The sequence below is a fragment of the Lewinellaceae bacterium genome (assembly GCA_020636135.1).
In the GTDB taxonomy this organism is placed as follows: domain Bacteria; phylum Bacteroidota; class Bacteroidia; order Chitinophagales; family Saprospiraceae; genus JAGQXC01.
Genome location: JACJYK010000001.1, coordinates 3061177 through 3076945, shown reverse-complemented (window position 1 = coordinate 3076945; position 15769 = coordinate 3061177). Strand labels below are relative to the sequence as shown.

General features: G+C 49.3%; 14 protein-coding genes. 9 read left to right on the top strand and 5 right to left on the bottom strand.

The genetic code is table 11. From position 1 onward, the window contains the following. Positions 1-53: 53 nt before the first annotated feature. Positions 54-2438: a 3-hydroxyacyl-CoA dehydrogenase/enoyl-CoA hydratase family protein gene (locus tag H6570_11780; protein MCB9319957.1), complete on the bottom strand. Its 2385-nt coding sequence runs from the start codon at positions 2436-2438 to the stop codon at positions 54-56. Positions 2439-2736: 298 nt separating this feature from the next. Between H6570_11780 and H6570_11775 the strand changes: the two genes are divergently transcribed. The 3 genes from H6570_11775 (at position 2737) to H6570_11765 (ending at position 4823) form a co-directional block, all read left to right on the top strand. Next, a complete protein-coding gene (locus H6570_11775) occupies positions 2737-3414 on the top strand; it encodes a MotA/TolQ/ExbB proton channel family protein (protein MCB9319956.1) in 678 nt (225 codons plus the stop codon). A gap of 47 nt (positions 3415-3461) precedes the next feature. Beyond that, positions 3462-3860 carry a biopolymer transporter ExbD gene (locus H6570_11770; protein ID MCB9319955.1) on the top strand — a complete coding sequence of 133 codons (399 nt, stop codon included), beginning with the start codon at positions 3462-3464 and terminating at the stop codon, positions 3858-3860. 78 nt (positions 3861-3938) lie between these two features. Then, a complete protein-coding gene (locus H6570_11765) occupies positions 3939-4823 on the top strand; it encodes a hypothetical protein (GenBank protein ID MCB9319954.1) in 885 nt (294 codons plus the stop codon). Between the two features lie 166 nt (positions 4824-4989). Here H6570_11765 and H6570_11760 read toward each other — a convergent pair whose 3' ends face one another. After that, positions 4990-5787, bottom strand: coding sequence for a hypothetical protein (locus tag H6570_11760; protein MCB9319953.1), 798 nt, complete (start codon positions 5785-5787; stop codon positions 4990-4992). Positions 5788-6088: 301 nt separating this feature from the next. On the opposite strand from H6570_11760, the gene H6570_11755 reads away from it, so the two are divergent. From H6570_11755 to H6570_11735, 5 genes are all read left to right on the top strand, one after another. Then, positions 6089-7792, top strand: a complete 1704-nt coding sequence (locus H6570_11755; GenBank protein MCB9319952.1) for a ribulokinase — start codon at positions 6089-6091, stop codon at positions 7790-7792. Further along, complete coding sequence (locus tag H6570_11750; GenBank protein ID MCB9319951.1) at positions 7789-8487, top strand: L-ribulose-5-phosphate 4-epimerase; 699 nt, start codon at positions 7789-7791, stop codon at positions 8485-8487. Before H6570_11755 ends, H6570_11750 begins: the two co-directional genes overlap by 4 nt. Positions 8488-8518: 31 nt before the next feature. Continuing rightward, entirely contained in the window at positions 8519-10138 is a 1620-nt protein-coding gene (locus H6570_11745; protein MCB9319950.1) for a sodium/solute symporter, read from the top strand. Further along, the gene (araA, locus tag H6570_11740) at positions 10131-11648 is read left to right on the top strand and encodes an L-arabinose isomerase (GenBank protein ID MCB9319949.1); all 1518 of its coding nucleotides are present in this window, start codon (positions 10131-10133) and stop codon (positions 11646-11648) included. Before H6570_11745 ends, araA begins: the two co-directional genes overlap by 8 nt. Before the next feature lie 299 nt (positions 11649-11947). Then, positions 11948-13246, top strand: a complete 1299-nt coding sequence (locus H6570_11735; GenBank protein MCB9319948.1) for a bifunctional folylpolyglutamate synthase/dihydrofolate synthase — start codon at positions 11948-11950, stop codon at positions 13244-13246. 47 nt (positions 13247-13293) lie between these two features. On the opposite strand, the gene H6570_11730 is transcribed toward H6570_11735, so the two are convergent. Continuing rightward, complete coding sequence (locus H6570_11730) at positions 13294-13644, bottom strand: hypothetical protein (GenBank protein MCB9319947.1); 351 nt, start codon at positions 13642-13644, stop codon at positions 13294-13296. A 191-nt stretch (positions 13645-13835) separates the two neighbouring features. Between H6570_11730 and H6570_11725 the strand changes: the two genes are divergently transcribed. Continuing rightward, complete coding sequence (locus tag H6570_11725; protein ID MCB9319946.1) at positions 13836-14411, top strand: UbiX family flavin prenyltransferase; 576 nt, start codon at positions 13836-13838, stop codon at positions 14409-14411. Here the strand turns inward: H6570_11725 and H6570_11720 are convergent. Beyond that, positions 14344-15342 (bottom strand): YihY/virulence factor BrkB family protein, encoded by a 999-nt coding sequence (locus H6570_11720; GenBank protein MCB9319945.1) that lies wholly within the window; start codon positions 15340-15342, stop codon positions 14344-14346. The two genes, H6570_11725 and H6570_11720, sit on opposite strands and share 68 nt — an antisense overlap. Further along, on the bottom strand, positions 15323-15769 hold the full coding sequence (locus H6570_11715) for an acyl-CoA thioesterase (protein ID MCB9319944.1): 447 nt from the start codon (positions 15767-15769) through the stop codon (positions 15323-15325). The genes H6570_11720 and H6570_11715 overlap by 20 nt, the downstream gene beginning before the upstream one ends.

Genomic DNA, 15769 nt, shown 5'->3' with positions numbered 1-15769 from the left:
CCATCTCAAATCTCCCATCTCCCATCTCAAATCTCCCATCTCATGTCTATCTTTCAATTCCTCAGCGGCTTATTGTTCTCCAGCATGTATTGTATCCGTTCCAGTGTCTTGGGTTCGCCACAGAGGCTCAGGAATGCTTCTCGCTCGATGTCAAGGAGGTACTGCTCGGAGACATTCTGCGGGCTGGACAGATCACCGCCACAGAGCACATATGCCATCTTCTGGGCGATCTTGATGTCGTGCTCACTGGCATAATGACCCAGCTTCAGACTGTGCGCACCAATCAACAGGGTTGCCAACCCCTGACGGCCGAGAACCCGGATGTCTTCCCGTGGTACCGGCTGGATGTAATGTTTTGCCAGCTCCAGTACTTTTGCTTTTGCTTCGGCGATGTTGGCACGGCCCCGGACGACGACCTCATCGCGCTCCGGCAATAGATACTTGTGATCAAAAGCTTCATAAGCAGAAGTAGAAACTGCCGCCAACGCAATGGTCTTGAATCGCTCCAGCAGGGTAGGGATCTCAATCTCGCCAGCCTGGTAGGCATCGGATGCTCGTACTGCAAATTCTTTAGTGCCTCCACCGCCCGGGATCAGGCCCACGCCTGCTTCTACCAATCCAATATAAGACTCTGCGGCAGCCATCGTGGCATCGCAGTGCATCTGTAACTCACAACCTCCTCCGAAGACATACCCCTGGGTGGCGGCTACCACCGGTATGGCCGAATAGCGGCAACGCATGGAGGTATCCTGGAAGAGTTTTACGGCCAGATTCAATTCTTCGAATTCCTGTTGGAAGGCCATCATACCCATCAGCATCAGATTGGCGCCGACGGAGAAATTCTTGGCTGTATTGCCGATGACCATGCCATTCCATTTACCTTCCTCGGCAAGAGCGATCGATTCATTGATCCCGCGTAAGATGCCTTCCCCGATGGCATTTGCCTTGCTGGTGAACTCCAGATTGAGTACACCGTCGCCGATGTCGTGTAGGATCACCTCATCATTCTTATATACCGGAGCCTTACCGTTGTCCAGTAATACCAATCCCTCCAGTCCACCGGTTGGTAACATTTTGTTCTGGAGCGGATCGAAACAATAGCGTTTTCCTTCTTTCTTTTCGTAAAATGTTTCGTGTCCTCCGGCGATGTACTGTTCGACCCAGTTACTAAGGGTGTAACCCTCCGCCTCAGCCCATGCTTTTCCTTCTTGCAGGCCCACGGCTTCCCAATATTCAAAAGGGCCCAGCTCCCAGGCAAACCCGGCTTTGATGGCCTGGTCTATGCTGTAAATGTGATCGGAGATCTCGGGGATACGGTTGGATACATAGGCAAACAACCCTGCCAGCGACCTCCGGACCAGCTGGCCTCCCAGGTCTTCGCTGTTCGCAACGGCTTTTACGCGACGCCGTACATCATCGATTTGTTTGGCGACTCCAAGGCTGGGGAAGTTTTGTTTTTGGGCTGGCCGGTATTGGTGGGTATTCAGGTCGAGGCCGAGGACGACCGAACGGCCTTTTTCATCTTTTTCTTTGGTCTTTTGATAAAATCCCTGTCCGGTCTTGTTACCCAGATATTTGTGTTCTACCAGAAATTTTAGAAACTCCGGTATCACCATGTTCTTCATCTGTTCATCATCGGGGCAGTTGTGTTTAATGCCTTCCATGACCTTGAGGGCAACATCGAGTCCGACCAGGTCACCCAGCCGGAAGGTCCCGGTATTGGGGCGGCCAATGGCAGGGCCGGTCAGTTTATCGGCATCTTCAATGCTGATGCCAAGTTCTTGCGTGAGTTCATAGACCTTACCCATGGCATAGACGCCGACCCGGTTGGCAATGAATGCCGGGGTATCCTTGCACTGGACCGTCTGTTTGCCCAGCACGCGGGATCCAAAGTCCATGAAAAAACCAGTGACTTCCGGTCTGGTCTCCGGTGTGGGGATGACTTCCAGCAATTCCAGATACCGGGGAGGGTTGAAGAAATGGGTCCCGCAGAAATGCTGGCGGAAGTCGTCACTGCGTCCTTCCAGCATGAGATGAATGGGGATGCCTGACGTGTTCGAACTGACCAGAGTACCCGGTCTGCGGTATTGATCCACCTTGGCAAAGAGTTGTCTTTTGATATCCAGCCGTTCTACGACGACCTCGATGATCCAGTCGGCGTCGTTGATTAGCGCCAGGTCATCGGTGAGGTTTCCGGTTTGGATGCGCCGGGCAAAATCTTTATGATAGAGGGGCGCCGGCCTGCTGCTGATCGCCTTGGCCAGCGATTCATTGACCAGGCGATTGCGGGCCATTGGATTGGATGCTTCTTTTTCGGTCAGATCAAACGGTACAATGTCCAGCATCAGGACTTCCAGTCCTACGTTAGCCAGGTGGCAGGCTATGGCTGATCCCATGACACCGGATCCGAGTACAGCTGCTTTACGGATTCTTCTCATATCCATCAATTGCGTTCGGTAGAAAAATTTGACTTTGAGTTAAATTTAGACAAAATATGGTTTACGATCCAAAAATTTCAGGTTATACTCATAGCCGGCCAGCGAATTCAGACTTTTAAATTTTTGCTAACATATGAGTTTAGAGTCACATGAAAGATTGATTTAGTGCAAGTAATAAGTTAAAAAAATATGTAATGTAATCTGAAAAATGCCTAAATTTGCTATTCGGTATACGTTGTAAATCGGCTATATCGTTTATCACCTGACAATTTGGAAACCGTATTAAAGTAAACCGTATATGTGGCTTTTGTTTCAAGATATGCAAACTTTACCTGAAGAAGGTGTTGAAACCCAGAGTGCTTTGGATGTGATCCTGCAATCCGGGACGGTAGGTATCGCCATCATGGTCATCCTGCTGGTATTGTTTTTTCTTGCTGTATTCATCCTGGTGGAACGATATCTCACCATCAGCAAGGCTGGAAGGGTTGATCAGAATTTCATGAATAATATCCGGGCCAGTGTACAGTCCGGCAACATCGAAGGTGCACGGGCTCTCTGTCGCAATACCGATTCGCCGATGGCACGCATGGTCGAGAAAGGATTGCAGCGTATTGGTAAACCGCTTGGTGATATCGATGCAGCAATCGAGAATGTCGGTAACCTGGAAGTTTTCCGTCTGGAGAAAAACCTGTCCCGTTTGGCCAGCATTGCCGGCGCAGCGCCAATGATCGGATTTTTCGGAACTGTAACCGGTATGATCCTGGCGTTTTATCAGATGTCTACCGCAGAGGACATTACACCCAAATTACTTGCCGGCGGTATCTATCAGGCCCTGCTGACCACGGCTGGCGGCCTCTTTGTTGGTATTCTCGCATTCATCGGTTACAACCTGTTGGTCTCCCTGGTGGAAAAAGTCATTTTCCAGATGGAACGTACGACCGTGGAGTTTATGGACCTGCTACAGGAACCGGCCTAGCAATATTGAATGTTGAATGCTGAAGGTTGAATGTTGAATGAAAGAACATGATCAAAAAAAGAAATAAAGTATCGGCAGAGTTTAGCATGTCATCCTTGACGGATATCATCTTCCTGCTCCTGATCTTCTTCATGCTGACATCATCGCTGGTAACTCAGAATGCGATCAACCTGAAGTTGCCCAGTTCGGTGTCCAAAGTTGTAGCTCCCAAATCGGGTGATGTGTCCATTGATCCTTCGGGAGCGTTTTACTGGAATGGGAAACGGGTGACATTGTCTGAACTGGAGCGAAGCGTGCGTTCACAGGTCAATGCATCGCCGAATCCACGCGATTATGCACTGGTTATCTATGCCGATGAGGAAGCAGAATGGAAATACGTAACCCAGGTGTATAATCTGGCATTAAAACTAAACATCAAAGTGGTGGCCGCCACCCGGCCCGAATAGGTTAACAAAGTGTGAATTCGCGGCCGGAATGGTACCTTTTACAGGTACGGTCGCGTTCTTAAGATAAATGACAGCATCATGCAGGGAGAAGAACTGATACTGGCTAATGAAGAAAAGAACCGTCGCAAAGCGTTGGTAACCAGTACAATTGTCAATGCAATACTGATATTGCTATTGATTCTCCCCCTGATGTCCATCCAGGTGCCGCCCCCCGGCCAGCCTGGTTTGCTGGTGAGTCTGGGCCTTCCAAATGTAGGACAGGGCGATGATAAGCCGGATATGCAGAATGAAAAGAAGGAACCACCAAAGCCCGAGCCACCCAAGCAGACGGCTCCTCCGGTGGAATCCAAACCTGAGCCGGCCAAGCAGGAAAAAATCCTGACCAGCGAAGATCCGGAGTCCATTGCTTTGAAGAAAAAGCAAAAGGAAGAAGCCGACGCCAAGAAAAAGCAACAACAGGAAGAAGCCCGGAAGAAGCAGGCCGAGGAAGACGCCAAGCGCAAGGCGGACGCGGAAGCTGCCCGCAAGGCTCAGGAAGAAGCCGACCGCAAACAACAGGAATACGATGATGCCTCCAAGCAATATGGTGACCTCTTTGGCAGTGGTAAAGGTAAAACCAATACCTCCGGAAACCAGGGCGATCCCAATGGGGACCCAAATGCCAAAAACCTGGAAGGCATTAGTACCGGTAGCGGTACGGTTGGAGGCGGATTAGGTGACCGTGGAGTCCTCTATGAGCCCGTGATCAACGATAATTCACAAAAGACCGGCCGCGTAGTGGTCAAAGTCTGCGTCGATACCGATGGACATGTGGTAAGCGCCGACTACACACAAAAAGGGTCTACCACCACCGATGCGACCCTGCGTGATCTAGCCATACAATCTGCCAAGAAATTCCGCTTTACCAAGTCCAGTATTGATAAACAATGCGGAACCATCACCATCGACTTTAAATTGAAGTAGTAGGGGGAAAAGAAGTAAAAAAGGGGAAAGAAGTAAAAAAAGTATCAAAGGTAATATAGGTAGAAACGGCAATTGATGTCCAAGTCTGTTACCTCTGCTATCTCTGTCACCTCTTTTACATCTGTCACCTCTGCTACCTCTTCTACCTCTGCTTACCTCTCCTTTCTTACTTCGCTTCATCCACCATGCGCCATAGTTCCCGGCGGACGATGGTACGCATATCGCTCACGTGCAAATTAGCCAGTTTTGCGTACAGATCACCCTGGGGATGTGCATTCTCCCATAGGTCATCGGTTTCCGGGATGATGAGCTGATTCATATTGTTGTAAAAGTCAAAAGTGATGAAGTTGTATCCGAATTCGGTGCCATCGGGCATAAACCGTTGCAACAACCACCAGTTTTTACGCATATCCCTGTCGGCAGCTTTACGGTGAACCGGCTGATAGATCTCCTTTTCCATAGCGATGTATGCTTCCGGGACATCCGTATGCATGCGGTTTGCTACAATGAATTTTGGAGGACGGCCATCGTCTTCGGAGGATTGGGCCAGCAGTTCAAATATTTCTGTAAATACGATATCACGGCTTTCATTGGTTTTCTCCAGCACATCCTGCGATATTGGTAATTTTTTAACCCAGTTATCCCAATTATCGAATCCGACCTCGATGTCGTTGATGTTGTCATAAACATTAAGGGTAACATAATCGTAGTCACAACCTGTCCCGCTTGGGTAGTCCACATGATACAGGGACCAGTAAAACATATCTCCCTGCCGTATCCGTTCCTGATGAATTGACTTCCAGACATCGGTCTCAATGGTTTCGTAATCACCTGATTTACTCTTCATGTAGTTGATCTCCACCCACACGCGCTTCCCCTGTGCATAGGTCGAAAGAGCAAAGAGGAATACCAATAATCCTGAAATCACGAATCTGCAGTAGCGTTGATAGCTTTTCGTTTTCATATACGTTTGATTTTACGGTATGCAATTAAATTAGCAAATAATTCAGTCAAATGCATGAATTGTAAGGAAATGTTTGGCAAATACCTGTTGTGGTGTTAGAAAATTTGTTGCCGGGTACAGTTTGTTCAAGAGAAGGTGGAATTGCTAATATAAATGTCACGATTACACTAATAAAAGATGGAATCCAGCACTATTTTCGCTATAATTGTTGGCCGGAGGAGAGCATGATGGCATTACATGGTGAAGGTGTCCATTCATTCCATCCGAAAACCAATCCAATAATCCGTAATCGTTTCAAATAATGCCATCAAGTGATCGCCATTCCACGCCATCTTATGTGATCGGAGTTGATTTTGGCACCGACAGCGTCCGTTCGTTGCTGGTTCGAATCCAGGATGGAGAAGAAGTTGCCACCTCTGTATTTTATTACCCGCGCTGGAAACAAGGTTTATACTGCCGCCCCGCATTGAATCAGTTTCGTCAGCATCCGCTGGATTACATGGAAGGATTGGAATCTACCGTCCGGGCGGTGGTGGATACATTGCCAGAGCAGGAACGACACCACATCCATGGTATTGCCGTGGACACCACCGGAAGCACACCGGTACCAGTCAACCGGGAGGGTGTGCCATTGTCGTTACTGGATGGGTTTCAGGAGAACCCCAATGCCATGTTTGTACTCTGGAAGGATCATACCGCCATCAATGAAGCCGAGGAGATCAACACCTTGTGCCAGGAGTGGTCCATCGACTACACCCGTTTTGAAGGCGGCGTATATTCGTCCGAATGGTTTTGGGCCAAAATCCTTCACATCATTCGGGAAGATCAGCAAGTGGCTCAGGCCGCTTACTCCTGGGTGGAACATTGTGACTGGATCCCTTTTTTGCTAACAGGAGGTACCGATATTCATATGCTGAAACGTTCCCGTTGTGCGGCAGGTCATAAAGCATTATGGCATCCCTCCTGGCAAGGCCTTCCCGACGAAGAATTTTTAATGGCGCTTGATACGAAGTTGCAGAGTCTGCGGGCACGTCTCTATGAAGATACCTATACTTCAGAGGTGCCTGCCGGGAAGTTGTCTCAGCAATGGTCCGCTAAATTAGGCCTGAATACAGAGGTCGTGATAAGTGTTGGCGCTTTCGATGCACACATGGGAGCAGTAGGTGGTCAGATTGAACCCTATCACCTGTCCAAGGTGATGGGTACATCCACCTGTGACATGCTGGTTGCCCCAAGCCATGAAGTCGGTGATAACCTGGTCCGCGGCATTTGCGGTCAGGTGGATGGTTCGGTGATCCCTGGAATGACAGGACTTGAGGCAGGGCAGTCAGCCTTTGGCGATGTCTACGCCTGGTTTAGGCAGGTCTTGCTGCAGCCGGTGACTTCCATCATCCGTGCCATGCCCGACCTTGACGAACAATCGAAGCAGCAAATTCTGGATCGACTGTCAGAAGAAATGATTCCGGAACTGACCAGGTTGGCTGAAAACATCGCTCCGGAAGCAACCGCACCGGTAGCCATTGACTGGCTCAATGGACGCAGGACACCCGACGCTGACCAATCGCTGAAAGGCGCAGTTATCGGATTATCATTAGGGACTGGAGCAGGAAGCATCTTCCGGGCTCTGGTCGAAGCGACCTGTTTTGGGGCCAAACGCATCGTAGACCGCTTCATAGAAGAAGGAATACCCATCGAAGGCGTCATCGGCCTGGGAGGAGTAGCCAAAAAGGCGCCATTCATCATGCAGACTATGGCCAATGTCCTGAACCGGCCGATTAAAATTGCCCGGTCAGAACAAACCTGTGCACTCGGTGCTGCCATGTTTGCTGCTACAGCAGCCAGCCTGTTTGATTCCATCCCGGAAGCCATGCAGCAAATGGGGAGCGGATTTGATGCCATCTACCAACCGGACCCAGCCCTGGTTCCGGTATATGAACAGATCTACCGGAATTACATACTCATCGGCGACAAACTGGAGTCCTATTATCAAAATGAAAAAGGATGAAATTTGACGATCTGAAAGCGGAAGCTTACGAAGCCAATATGCAGTTACCTGCTCTCGGACTGGTATTGTTCACATTTGGGAATGCAAGCGCTATTGATCGCCAGAGCGGAATTTTTGCCATTAAACCCAGCGGTGTTCCCTACGCGGAATTAAGACCCGAGGATATGGTCCTGGTAGATTTGGATGGCAAGGTCGTCGATGGTCGTCTCCGGCCTTCTTCCGATACCGAAACTCATGCCGTACTCTACAAGCATTGGGCTACTTTGGGGGGCATTGTTCACACCCACAGTACATATGCTACGGCCTGGGCACAAACTCAACTGGACATTCCCATACTCGGCACAACCCATGCCGATCATCTTACTGTGGACATACCCTGTGCTCCGGTGATGGATGATGAAATGATCCGGGGCAACTACGAACACGAGACAGGATTTCAAATCCTGAATGATTTTGACCGAAGGCTTTACCAACCGGAGGAAGTCGAAATGGTATTGGTTGCCAACCATGCTCCCTTCACCTGGGGCAAAACGGTGGCGAAAGCGGTATACAACAGCGCCGTGCTGGAACAGATCGCCCAGATGGCCTGGATAGCACACAGTGTCCGCCCGGATGTACCCAGGTTAAAGGACGCTCTGATCCAGAAACATTATGAGCGGAAGCATGGTAAAAATGCGTATTATGGACAGGAATAAATCAGATTTATAACACTCATCAGTCAGCATTATGGAATCAAGTTTTGAAACCCTGGATTGGGTAGTATTGGGATTGTATTTTGCAGTTCTCTTTGGGATCGCCATTTGGGTAATCCTGCAGAAAAACAAGGATACCGAAGACTATTTTCTTGCCGGTAGAAACATCGGTTGGTTCGTGGTTGGGGCGTCCATTTTTGCTTCGAACATCGGCTCTGAACATGTTGTCGGATTGGCAGGAACCGGCGCTTCCAATAAGATGCCACTGCTTATCTATGAATTGCATGCCTGGGTAGTCCTGATGCTGGGGTGGGTTTTTCTACCATTCTATCAGCGGGCAGGTGTCTTTACCATGCCTGAATTTCTTGAAAAAAGGTTTAGCCCCAATACCAGGTGGTTCCTTTCAATATTCTCACTGATCGCTTACGTACTGACCAAGGTCTCGGTGACGGTGTATGCGGGAGGTATTGTAATATCCACCCTGTTGCACATCGACTTTTGGGCGGGAGCCCTTTCTACCGTGATCCTGACCGGTATCTATACGGTACTCGGCGGTATGCGGGCGGTGGTGTACACGGAGGCTGTCCAGACCATCATCCTTATCCTGGGTGCGGGTTTGCTGACCATCCTGGGATTGCAGGCTGTAGGCGGCTGGGGTGCCTTGAAAGCTCAGGTGGGCCCCTCGTATTTTGATATGTGGAGATCTGCCAGCGACCCGGATTATCCGTGGCCCAGTTTGGTGATAACCAGTTCGGTGGTCGGGATCTGGTACTGGTGTACCGATCAGTACATCGTCCAGCGCGCACTGACGGCGAAAAACATCACGGAAGGCCGTCGTGGTACCATCTGGGGCGGTTTCCTGAAGCTGATGCCGGTATTTATTTTTCTTATTCCCGGTGTTATTGCCCTGGCACTCAAGCAGCAAGGCGTGTTAAACTGGGAATCGCCGGACCAGGCCTTTCCTTCGTTGATGACCTATATTATGCCAGCGGGACTGCGGGGTTTGGTTGCAGCTGGTCTGCTAGCGGCCCTGATGAGTTCGCTAGCTTCTGTTTTTAACTCATGTTCCACGCTTTTTACGGTGGACATTTACCAAAAACTTAACCCGAACGCACCGCAGAAAAAGCTGGTCAACGTAGGACGGTATGCCACCATTATCGTGGTATTGGCCGGTATCCTGTGGATTCCGATCATGCAAAACATTTCCGGTGTGCTCTATGAGTACCTTCAATCGGTGCAGTCTTACATTGCACCTCCGATCACCTCAGTATTCTTGCTGGGGATCTTCTGGAAAAGGATCAACAAGCGCGGTGCAATGGCAACCCTGGTTTCCGGTCTGATCATAGGAGTGATCCGGATTTCCCTGGAGCTTTCCAAGAATCATTTCGAGCCGGGAAGTATTCTGCATACCTTGGGCAATATGAATTTCCTTACGTTCGCCGCCTGGTTCTTTCTGGTGTCCATACTGATTACCATTGTTGTCAGTTTGCTATCAGAAGTGCCCTCTTACGAGAAGTTACGCGGTCTTACTTTTGGCACGCTTACCAAAGAGCAGCGCGAAGAAAACCGAAAAAGCTATCACCTTGGTGATGTCATTGCCAGTGTAGTGGTAGTGGGTATCGTCGTCTTTGTCATGAGTTCTTTCAATGGTTGATATGGAATTAGGAAACCCATTTGTTCAGCGGGAAATATGGTTTATCACCGGTAGTCAGCATCTCTACGGGGAGGGGCCACTGAAGCAGGTTGACGATCACAGTAAAACCATTGTCCAGAGCCTCAATCATGCCGGCCGGATCCCGGTAACCATCATCCACAAACCCGTCCTGACTACCCCGGATGCCATTACCCGTCTGATGCTGGAAGCAAATGCTGCGGAACAATGCGTCGGATTGATTGCCTGGATGCATACCTTTTCACCGGCCAAGATGTGGATACAGGGTCTGAAGATCCTGCAGAAACCATACCTGCACCTGCATACCCAGTTCAATAGGGATATTCCCTGGGCCAGCATCGACATGGACTTTATGAATCTGAATCAGTCGGCGCATGGCGGCCGGGAGTTTGGATTTATCAATGCCCGGATGGATGTTAATCGCAAAGTGGTGGTTGGTCACTGGGAAAACCCGCAGGTACAGGAACGGATTTCGGTCTGGTCCCGGGTTGCCACAGCCTGGAGTGCGATGCAGGAGATGAAAGTGGCCCGCTTTGGTGACAATATGAGTCAGGTCGCTGTGACCGAAGGCAATAAAGTCGGAGCCCAGATGCAACTCGGTTTTGCAGTGAATGGCTATGGAGTAGGGGACCTGGTAGAGCATATCCATCTGGTATCTGATGCAACGGTTGATACGATCATCGGGCAATATTACCAGGCGTACGAGATGGTGCCTGAATTAGGACCCGGTGGTAGCAGACAATCCTCGTTAAAAGAGGCTGCCCGCATCGAAGCAGGCCTGCGTTCCTTTCTGACGGCAGGGGGATTTACTGCTTTTACGGATACCTTTGAAGATCTGCATGGTCTGGTGCAACTACCTGGTATCGCTGTCCAGCGCCTGATGGCCGATGGTTATGGTTTTGGTGGTGAAGGAGACTGGAAAACTGCCGCACTCGTGCGGGCTATGAAGGTGATGGGTTATGGACTTGCCGGAGGCAATTCCTTCATGGAGGATTATACATATCATTTTGAGCCAGGGAATGAAATGGTCCTGGGCGCTCACATGCTGGAAATCTGCCCTTCTATCACATCACAAAAGCCTAAATGCGCAATCCATCCGCTGGGTATCGGTGGGAAGGCGGATCCGGTACGATTGGTATTTGATGCAGATGGCGGCCCCGGATTAAATGCATCACTGATCGATCTGGGATCGCGCTTCCGTTTACTGGTAAATCTTGTCGATGGGGTAGAGGTTACAGAAGCGATGCCCAAGTTGCCCGTCGCCCGCGTCTTGTGGAAACCCCAGCCGAGCCTGGCCACTGCGGCAACTACCTGGATCCTGGCAGGCGGTGCACATCACACTTGTTTCAGTCAGTCCCTGACCCTCGAATTCCTGGAAGATTTTGCTGATATCGCACGTATCGAACTTGTTGTCATCGATAATTCCACCCAGCTCCGCACATTTAAAAATGAATTGCGCTGGAATCAGGTGTATTATCATTTGCAATCTTGAGGAGATCGTATAAAAAAGGCTCCGGTGAAGGAGCCTGATTTTGTTTCCGGGGTTAAGTACGGATGGCATTATTACGCATGGGTAAGGATTTTTAAACTTACCCTGAAATGGTACAAAAACGGGTTAGTTACAAAGAATAGGATGTCTTAGGTACATTTTGCATGAAATTTACGCTCTATATGAATTCTACCCAATAACTATGCCATCTTCTCCGGGATGGTGACAGCCAAATAATTTTCAGGTGTACCTGTTCTGCTTGTCGGGGAGCAGCTTACATTTGTGTCTTACAATGGAAAGACATGGAATACCCTACCTCAGATCGTTACCGGGATGTGTTGGACTGGCTTTACCGCCAACTCCCGATGTTCCAGCGGATAGGAGCTCCTGCTCTTAAATATTCACTGGATAATATAAAGTCGCTGTGCCGTGCATTTGACGATCCACAGTTTGCGTATCCGGTGATCCATGTGGCCGGCACAAATGGTAAGGGGACTGTCAGCCATCTGATTGCGGCGGCACTGCAAGCCGGGGGCCTAAAAGTAGGATTGCACACCTCGCCGCATTACAAGGATTTTCGGGAACGGATCAAAGTGAACGGAGCGCTCATCCCCAGGCGGGATGTCAAGGCAATCATTAAGCAGTGTTTTCCACTGGTGGAAGATCTCCATCCGTCATTTTTTGAGATCTCGACCCTGATGGCCTTTCATTATTTCAGAGAATCCAGAGTTGATGTGGCCGTGATTGAGACCGGTTTGGGTGGCAGGCTGGATTCCACGAATGTGGTAGATCCGGTTCTGTCTGTTATTACCGGAGTGCACTTCGATCATATGGCCTTTCTTGGAGATACCCTGCCGAAGATTGCGCGTGAAAAAGCTGGCATCATTAAGCCCGGAAGACCGGTCGTCATCGGTCCCTGCCCGGAGGAGGTGAAGGAAGTCTTTCAAAAGGTGGCTGAAAGCCAGCAGGCACCGCAGATCGAGGCAGACCAGCTGATACACGTTGATATTCTCCGTCAGGATCGCGAGGGATCCTCCCTGGACCTGTGGGTGCAGGGAAAACACTATGGCCAGGCAGTAGTGCAGGCCATGGGCCCGTTTATTGCTGAAAATACCATGATCGCCCTGGCCGGATGGCAGATCTTAAGATCGCATTTTGATCTTCCTGATATTGCATTTATTGAGGGAATGCAACAATTGCGGGGGTTGACGCATTACCAGGGCAGGTGGCAATGGATCGGGGTTAACCCGGATGTGCTGACCGATAGCGCACATAATGAAGAGGGGCTGTCCGGAATTCTTGAAGCGATGCGTGCCTTGCATTACCCACAAATTCATTTTGTACTCGGATTTGTCAGGGACAAGGCCATTGATGAAATGATACGACTTTTTCCTTCGACAGGAAAATATTATTTTGTCCAGGCAAAAGTCCCACGAGCCTTGCCTTCCGGCGAAGTTGCCAGAAAGGCCCGGGAGTTTGGCTTGAAAGGAAAACCCTATTCCTCCGTAAATAAAGGATTGGCCGCTGCAAAGCAAACGGCCAATTCCAAGGATCTCATTTTTGTTGGAGGGAGCACCTTCGTGGTCGCGGAGGTGCTCTAGGGTTCTATTATCACCTAAAGTGATTTAAACTATAAAAAGGAATACTGCTATCGGTGTGCTACGGGTACGGCAAATTGTTCGCCGCCACCGTCCAGTGTCAGAGTGTACATCCCTATCGGCATTTTCTTCAGGTCTACCTGCCATCCGTAGGAACAAGGCTGAGGCTCGATCATCACCGGCTGATCCTGACGGTCCCGCATACCTACTTGGATGATGTCAAAAGGATTGTCCACGGTAATGGTCAACCGGTCTGAACCGGTATTCTGATAGACGACAAAAGGCCCTTGTTCAAGAATAGCGATGCCCTTTGCCTGCCTGCCCATAAAAGGCGTATAACTCTGGATGAAGACGACTGCCAGTGCAATCAGTACTCCGCCGGTCAGGAAATGTTGCCTCATAACGTACAAATATTATAATATCTTGTAATATGATTGTTTGACAAAACTATGAAATATTACAATTATTCAAAATATGTAAACAACTTTTTTAGTGAAATTTATAATTTATGATTGTTTGTAATGTGTAATCGCTTCATTTTAGTACGGAATTTCTTGGCAGTGGCCTATCTTTCCGGTCCTAATACGAATCAGTGACAACAGCTTCCGGACATAAATTGGTGGTTGCTTTGGGAGGTGCCTCAGGTGCCTGGTATGCTAAATTATTGTTCGACAGGCTCCTCGAACTATCGGATCAGTGGGAACGCATTGGCGTCACCTATTCCGAAAATGCACTGACCAACTGGCAGCTTGAGATCGGCGAAGAGGACTTTCGCACGCGATATCCTTTTGACTTCTACGACAAACAGGATTTCCATGCGCCATTTGCAAGCGGCTCGGCGCGGTACGCTACCATGATCGTCATTCCCTGTTCCATGGGTTTACTTGGCAGGATTGCGCATGGTTATTCTGACGATCTGACCAGCAGGGCCGCTGATGTCATGCTCAAAGAAAGGCGTAAGCTGATCCTCGTGCCCCGCGAGACGCCATTTAATAGTATCCATCTGGAGAATATGCTTCGTTTGACACGGGCCGGTGCGATCATCTGTCCTGCCGTACCTTCCTTATACAGTAAGCCTCAGGATATCCGCCAATTATTACTTACCGTGATTGACCGGGTCCTGGATCTGTCAGGCTTTCAGGTTTCGACGTACCGCTGGCAGGAGTAGCGAGGGTAGCAATGCTCGCATTCAGTTCGAAGCCGATCAGCAGTATCAACACCAGATATTTTATCCAGAGCATGGTGACGATGATTGCACCGATCGATCCATAGACCTTGTTGTAGGTTCCAAACCGGTTAAAAAAGTAGGAAATCAAAAAGGAGAATATCACGATGGTTACTGTCGCCACATTGGTACCGGGTGCAAAAAGGGACAGTTTCTGCCTCGTGGGCGTTCCATAGCGGTAGATGATGGAAACCAACAACCAGACGATCAGCAGGGTGACAAACCAGTGAATACCATACAATCCCCAGCGGGTGAGCCAGAGCATACCCGGCCGTTCTACCAGCTCGGTGACCACCGTATTTCCGAACCCGACCACGATAAAGGAAAGTGTAAGCAGGATCCCGGAGCTGCCGGTGAGAGCGAGAGCCACCAAACGCTTATGGAGAATCGTCCGGCTTTTGAAAGCATGGGTATAGTCTTTTTCGAAACCATGCAACATGGATAACATGCCTTCCGAGGCAAACAAAATGGCCAGAATAAAACCTACCGAAAGCAAATCGCCGCGATGGAGGTCAAAGATCCCCTGGATGACATCGCTGAATAAAAACGAGTCCACATCCTTGGGCAGGACGCCCCGGATGGAGTTATGCCAGGCTAAGATATAAGATTCTACATCCTGCAGCGGGAGAAACGAAATAAGCGTCAGCAAGAACAAAGTGAATGGAAAGATTGCCAGGAAAAAGTTATAGGCGATGCTATTTGCCCTCAGGTTCAGGCGCTCTTCTTTCGCCTCATTCCAAACAAATAGAAATACGGAATAGATGGGTATCCCGACAAATCCGGGAAAACTATGGGTTTTGGACCATCGAATGAATCCGAGTACCCTGGGATGATGGGTGAACCATCGTTTATATTTATTCCAGCGGCCGGTCAATTGCTTTCGTAATGATATCGATAAAAAATGCAGGAACGGGCACACTTTTAAATAGTGTCCTGTCAACAAAACAAAGTTTGATACGGCCTGTGTTCAGGATTTGATTGGCTTCGTTGCGGATTTCTGAGAAGAACACGACAAATTTTCCCTCCAAATGCTGTAAAGTGGTTTCAATGGTCAACAGGTCATCGTAACGTGCAGGTCGTAAATATTTTGTTTCCATACTTACGACAGCCAGGGCCAGCTGATGAATATCCTCCAGATCGCGGTAGCGTACTCCCAGGGAGCGAAGGAATTCGACGCGACCGATTTCGTAAAAGGAAGCATAATTTCCATAATAAACGACACCCATGCGGTCGGTCTCACTATAGCGAACCCGGGTTGTAATAGTATGGGATTGTTTGATCAGGATGCGCTCGTGTTGCAT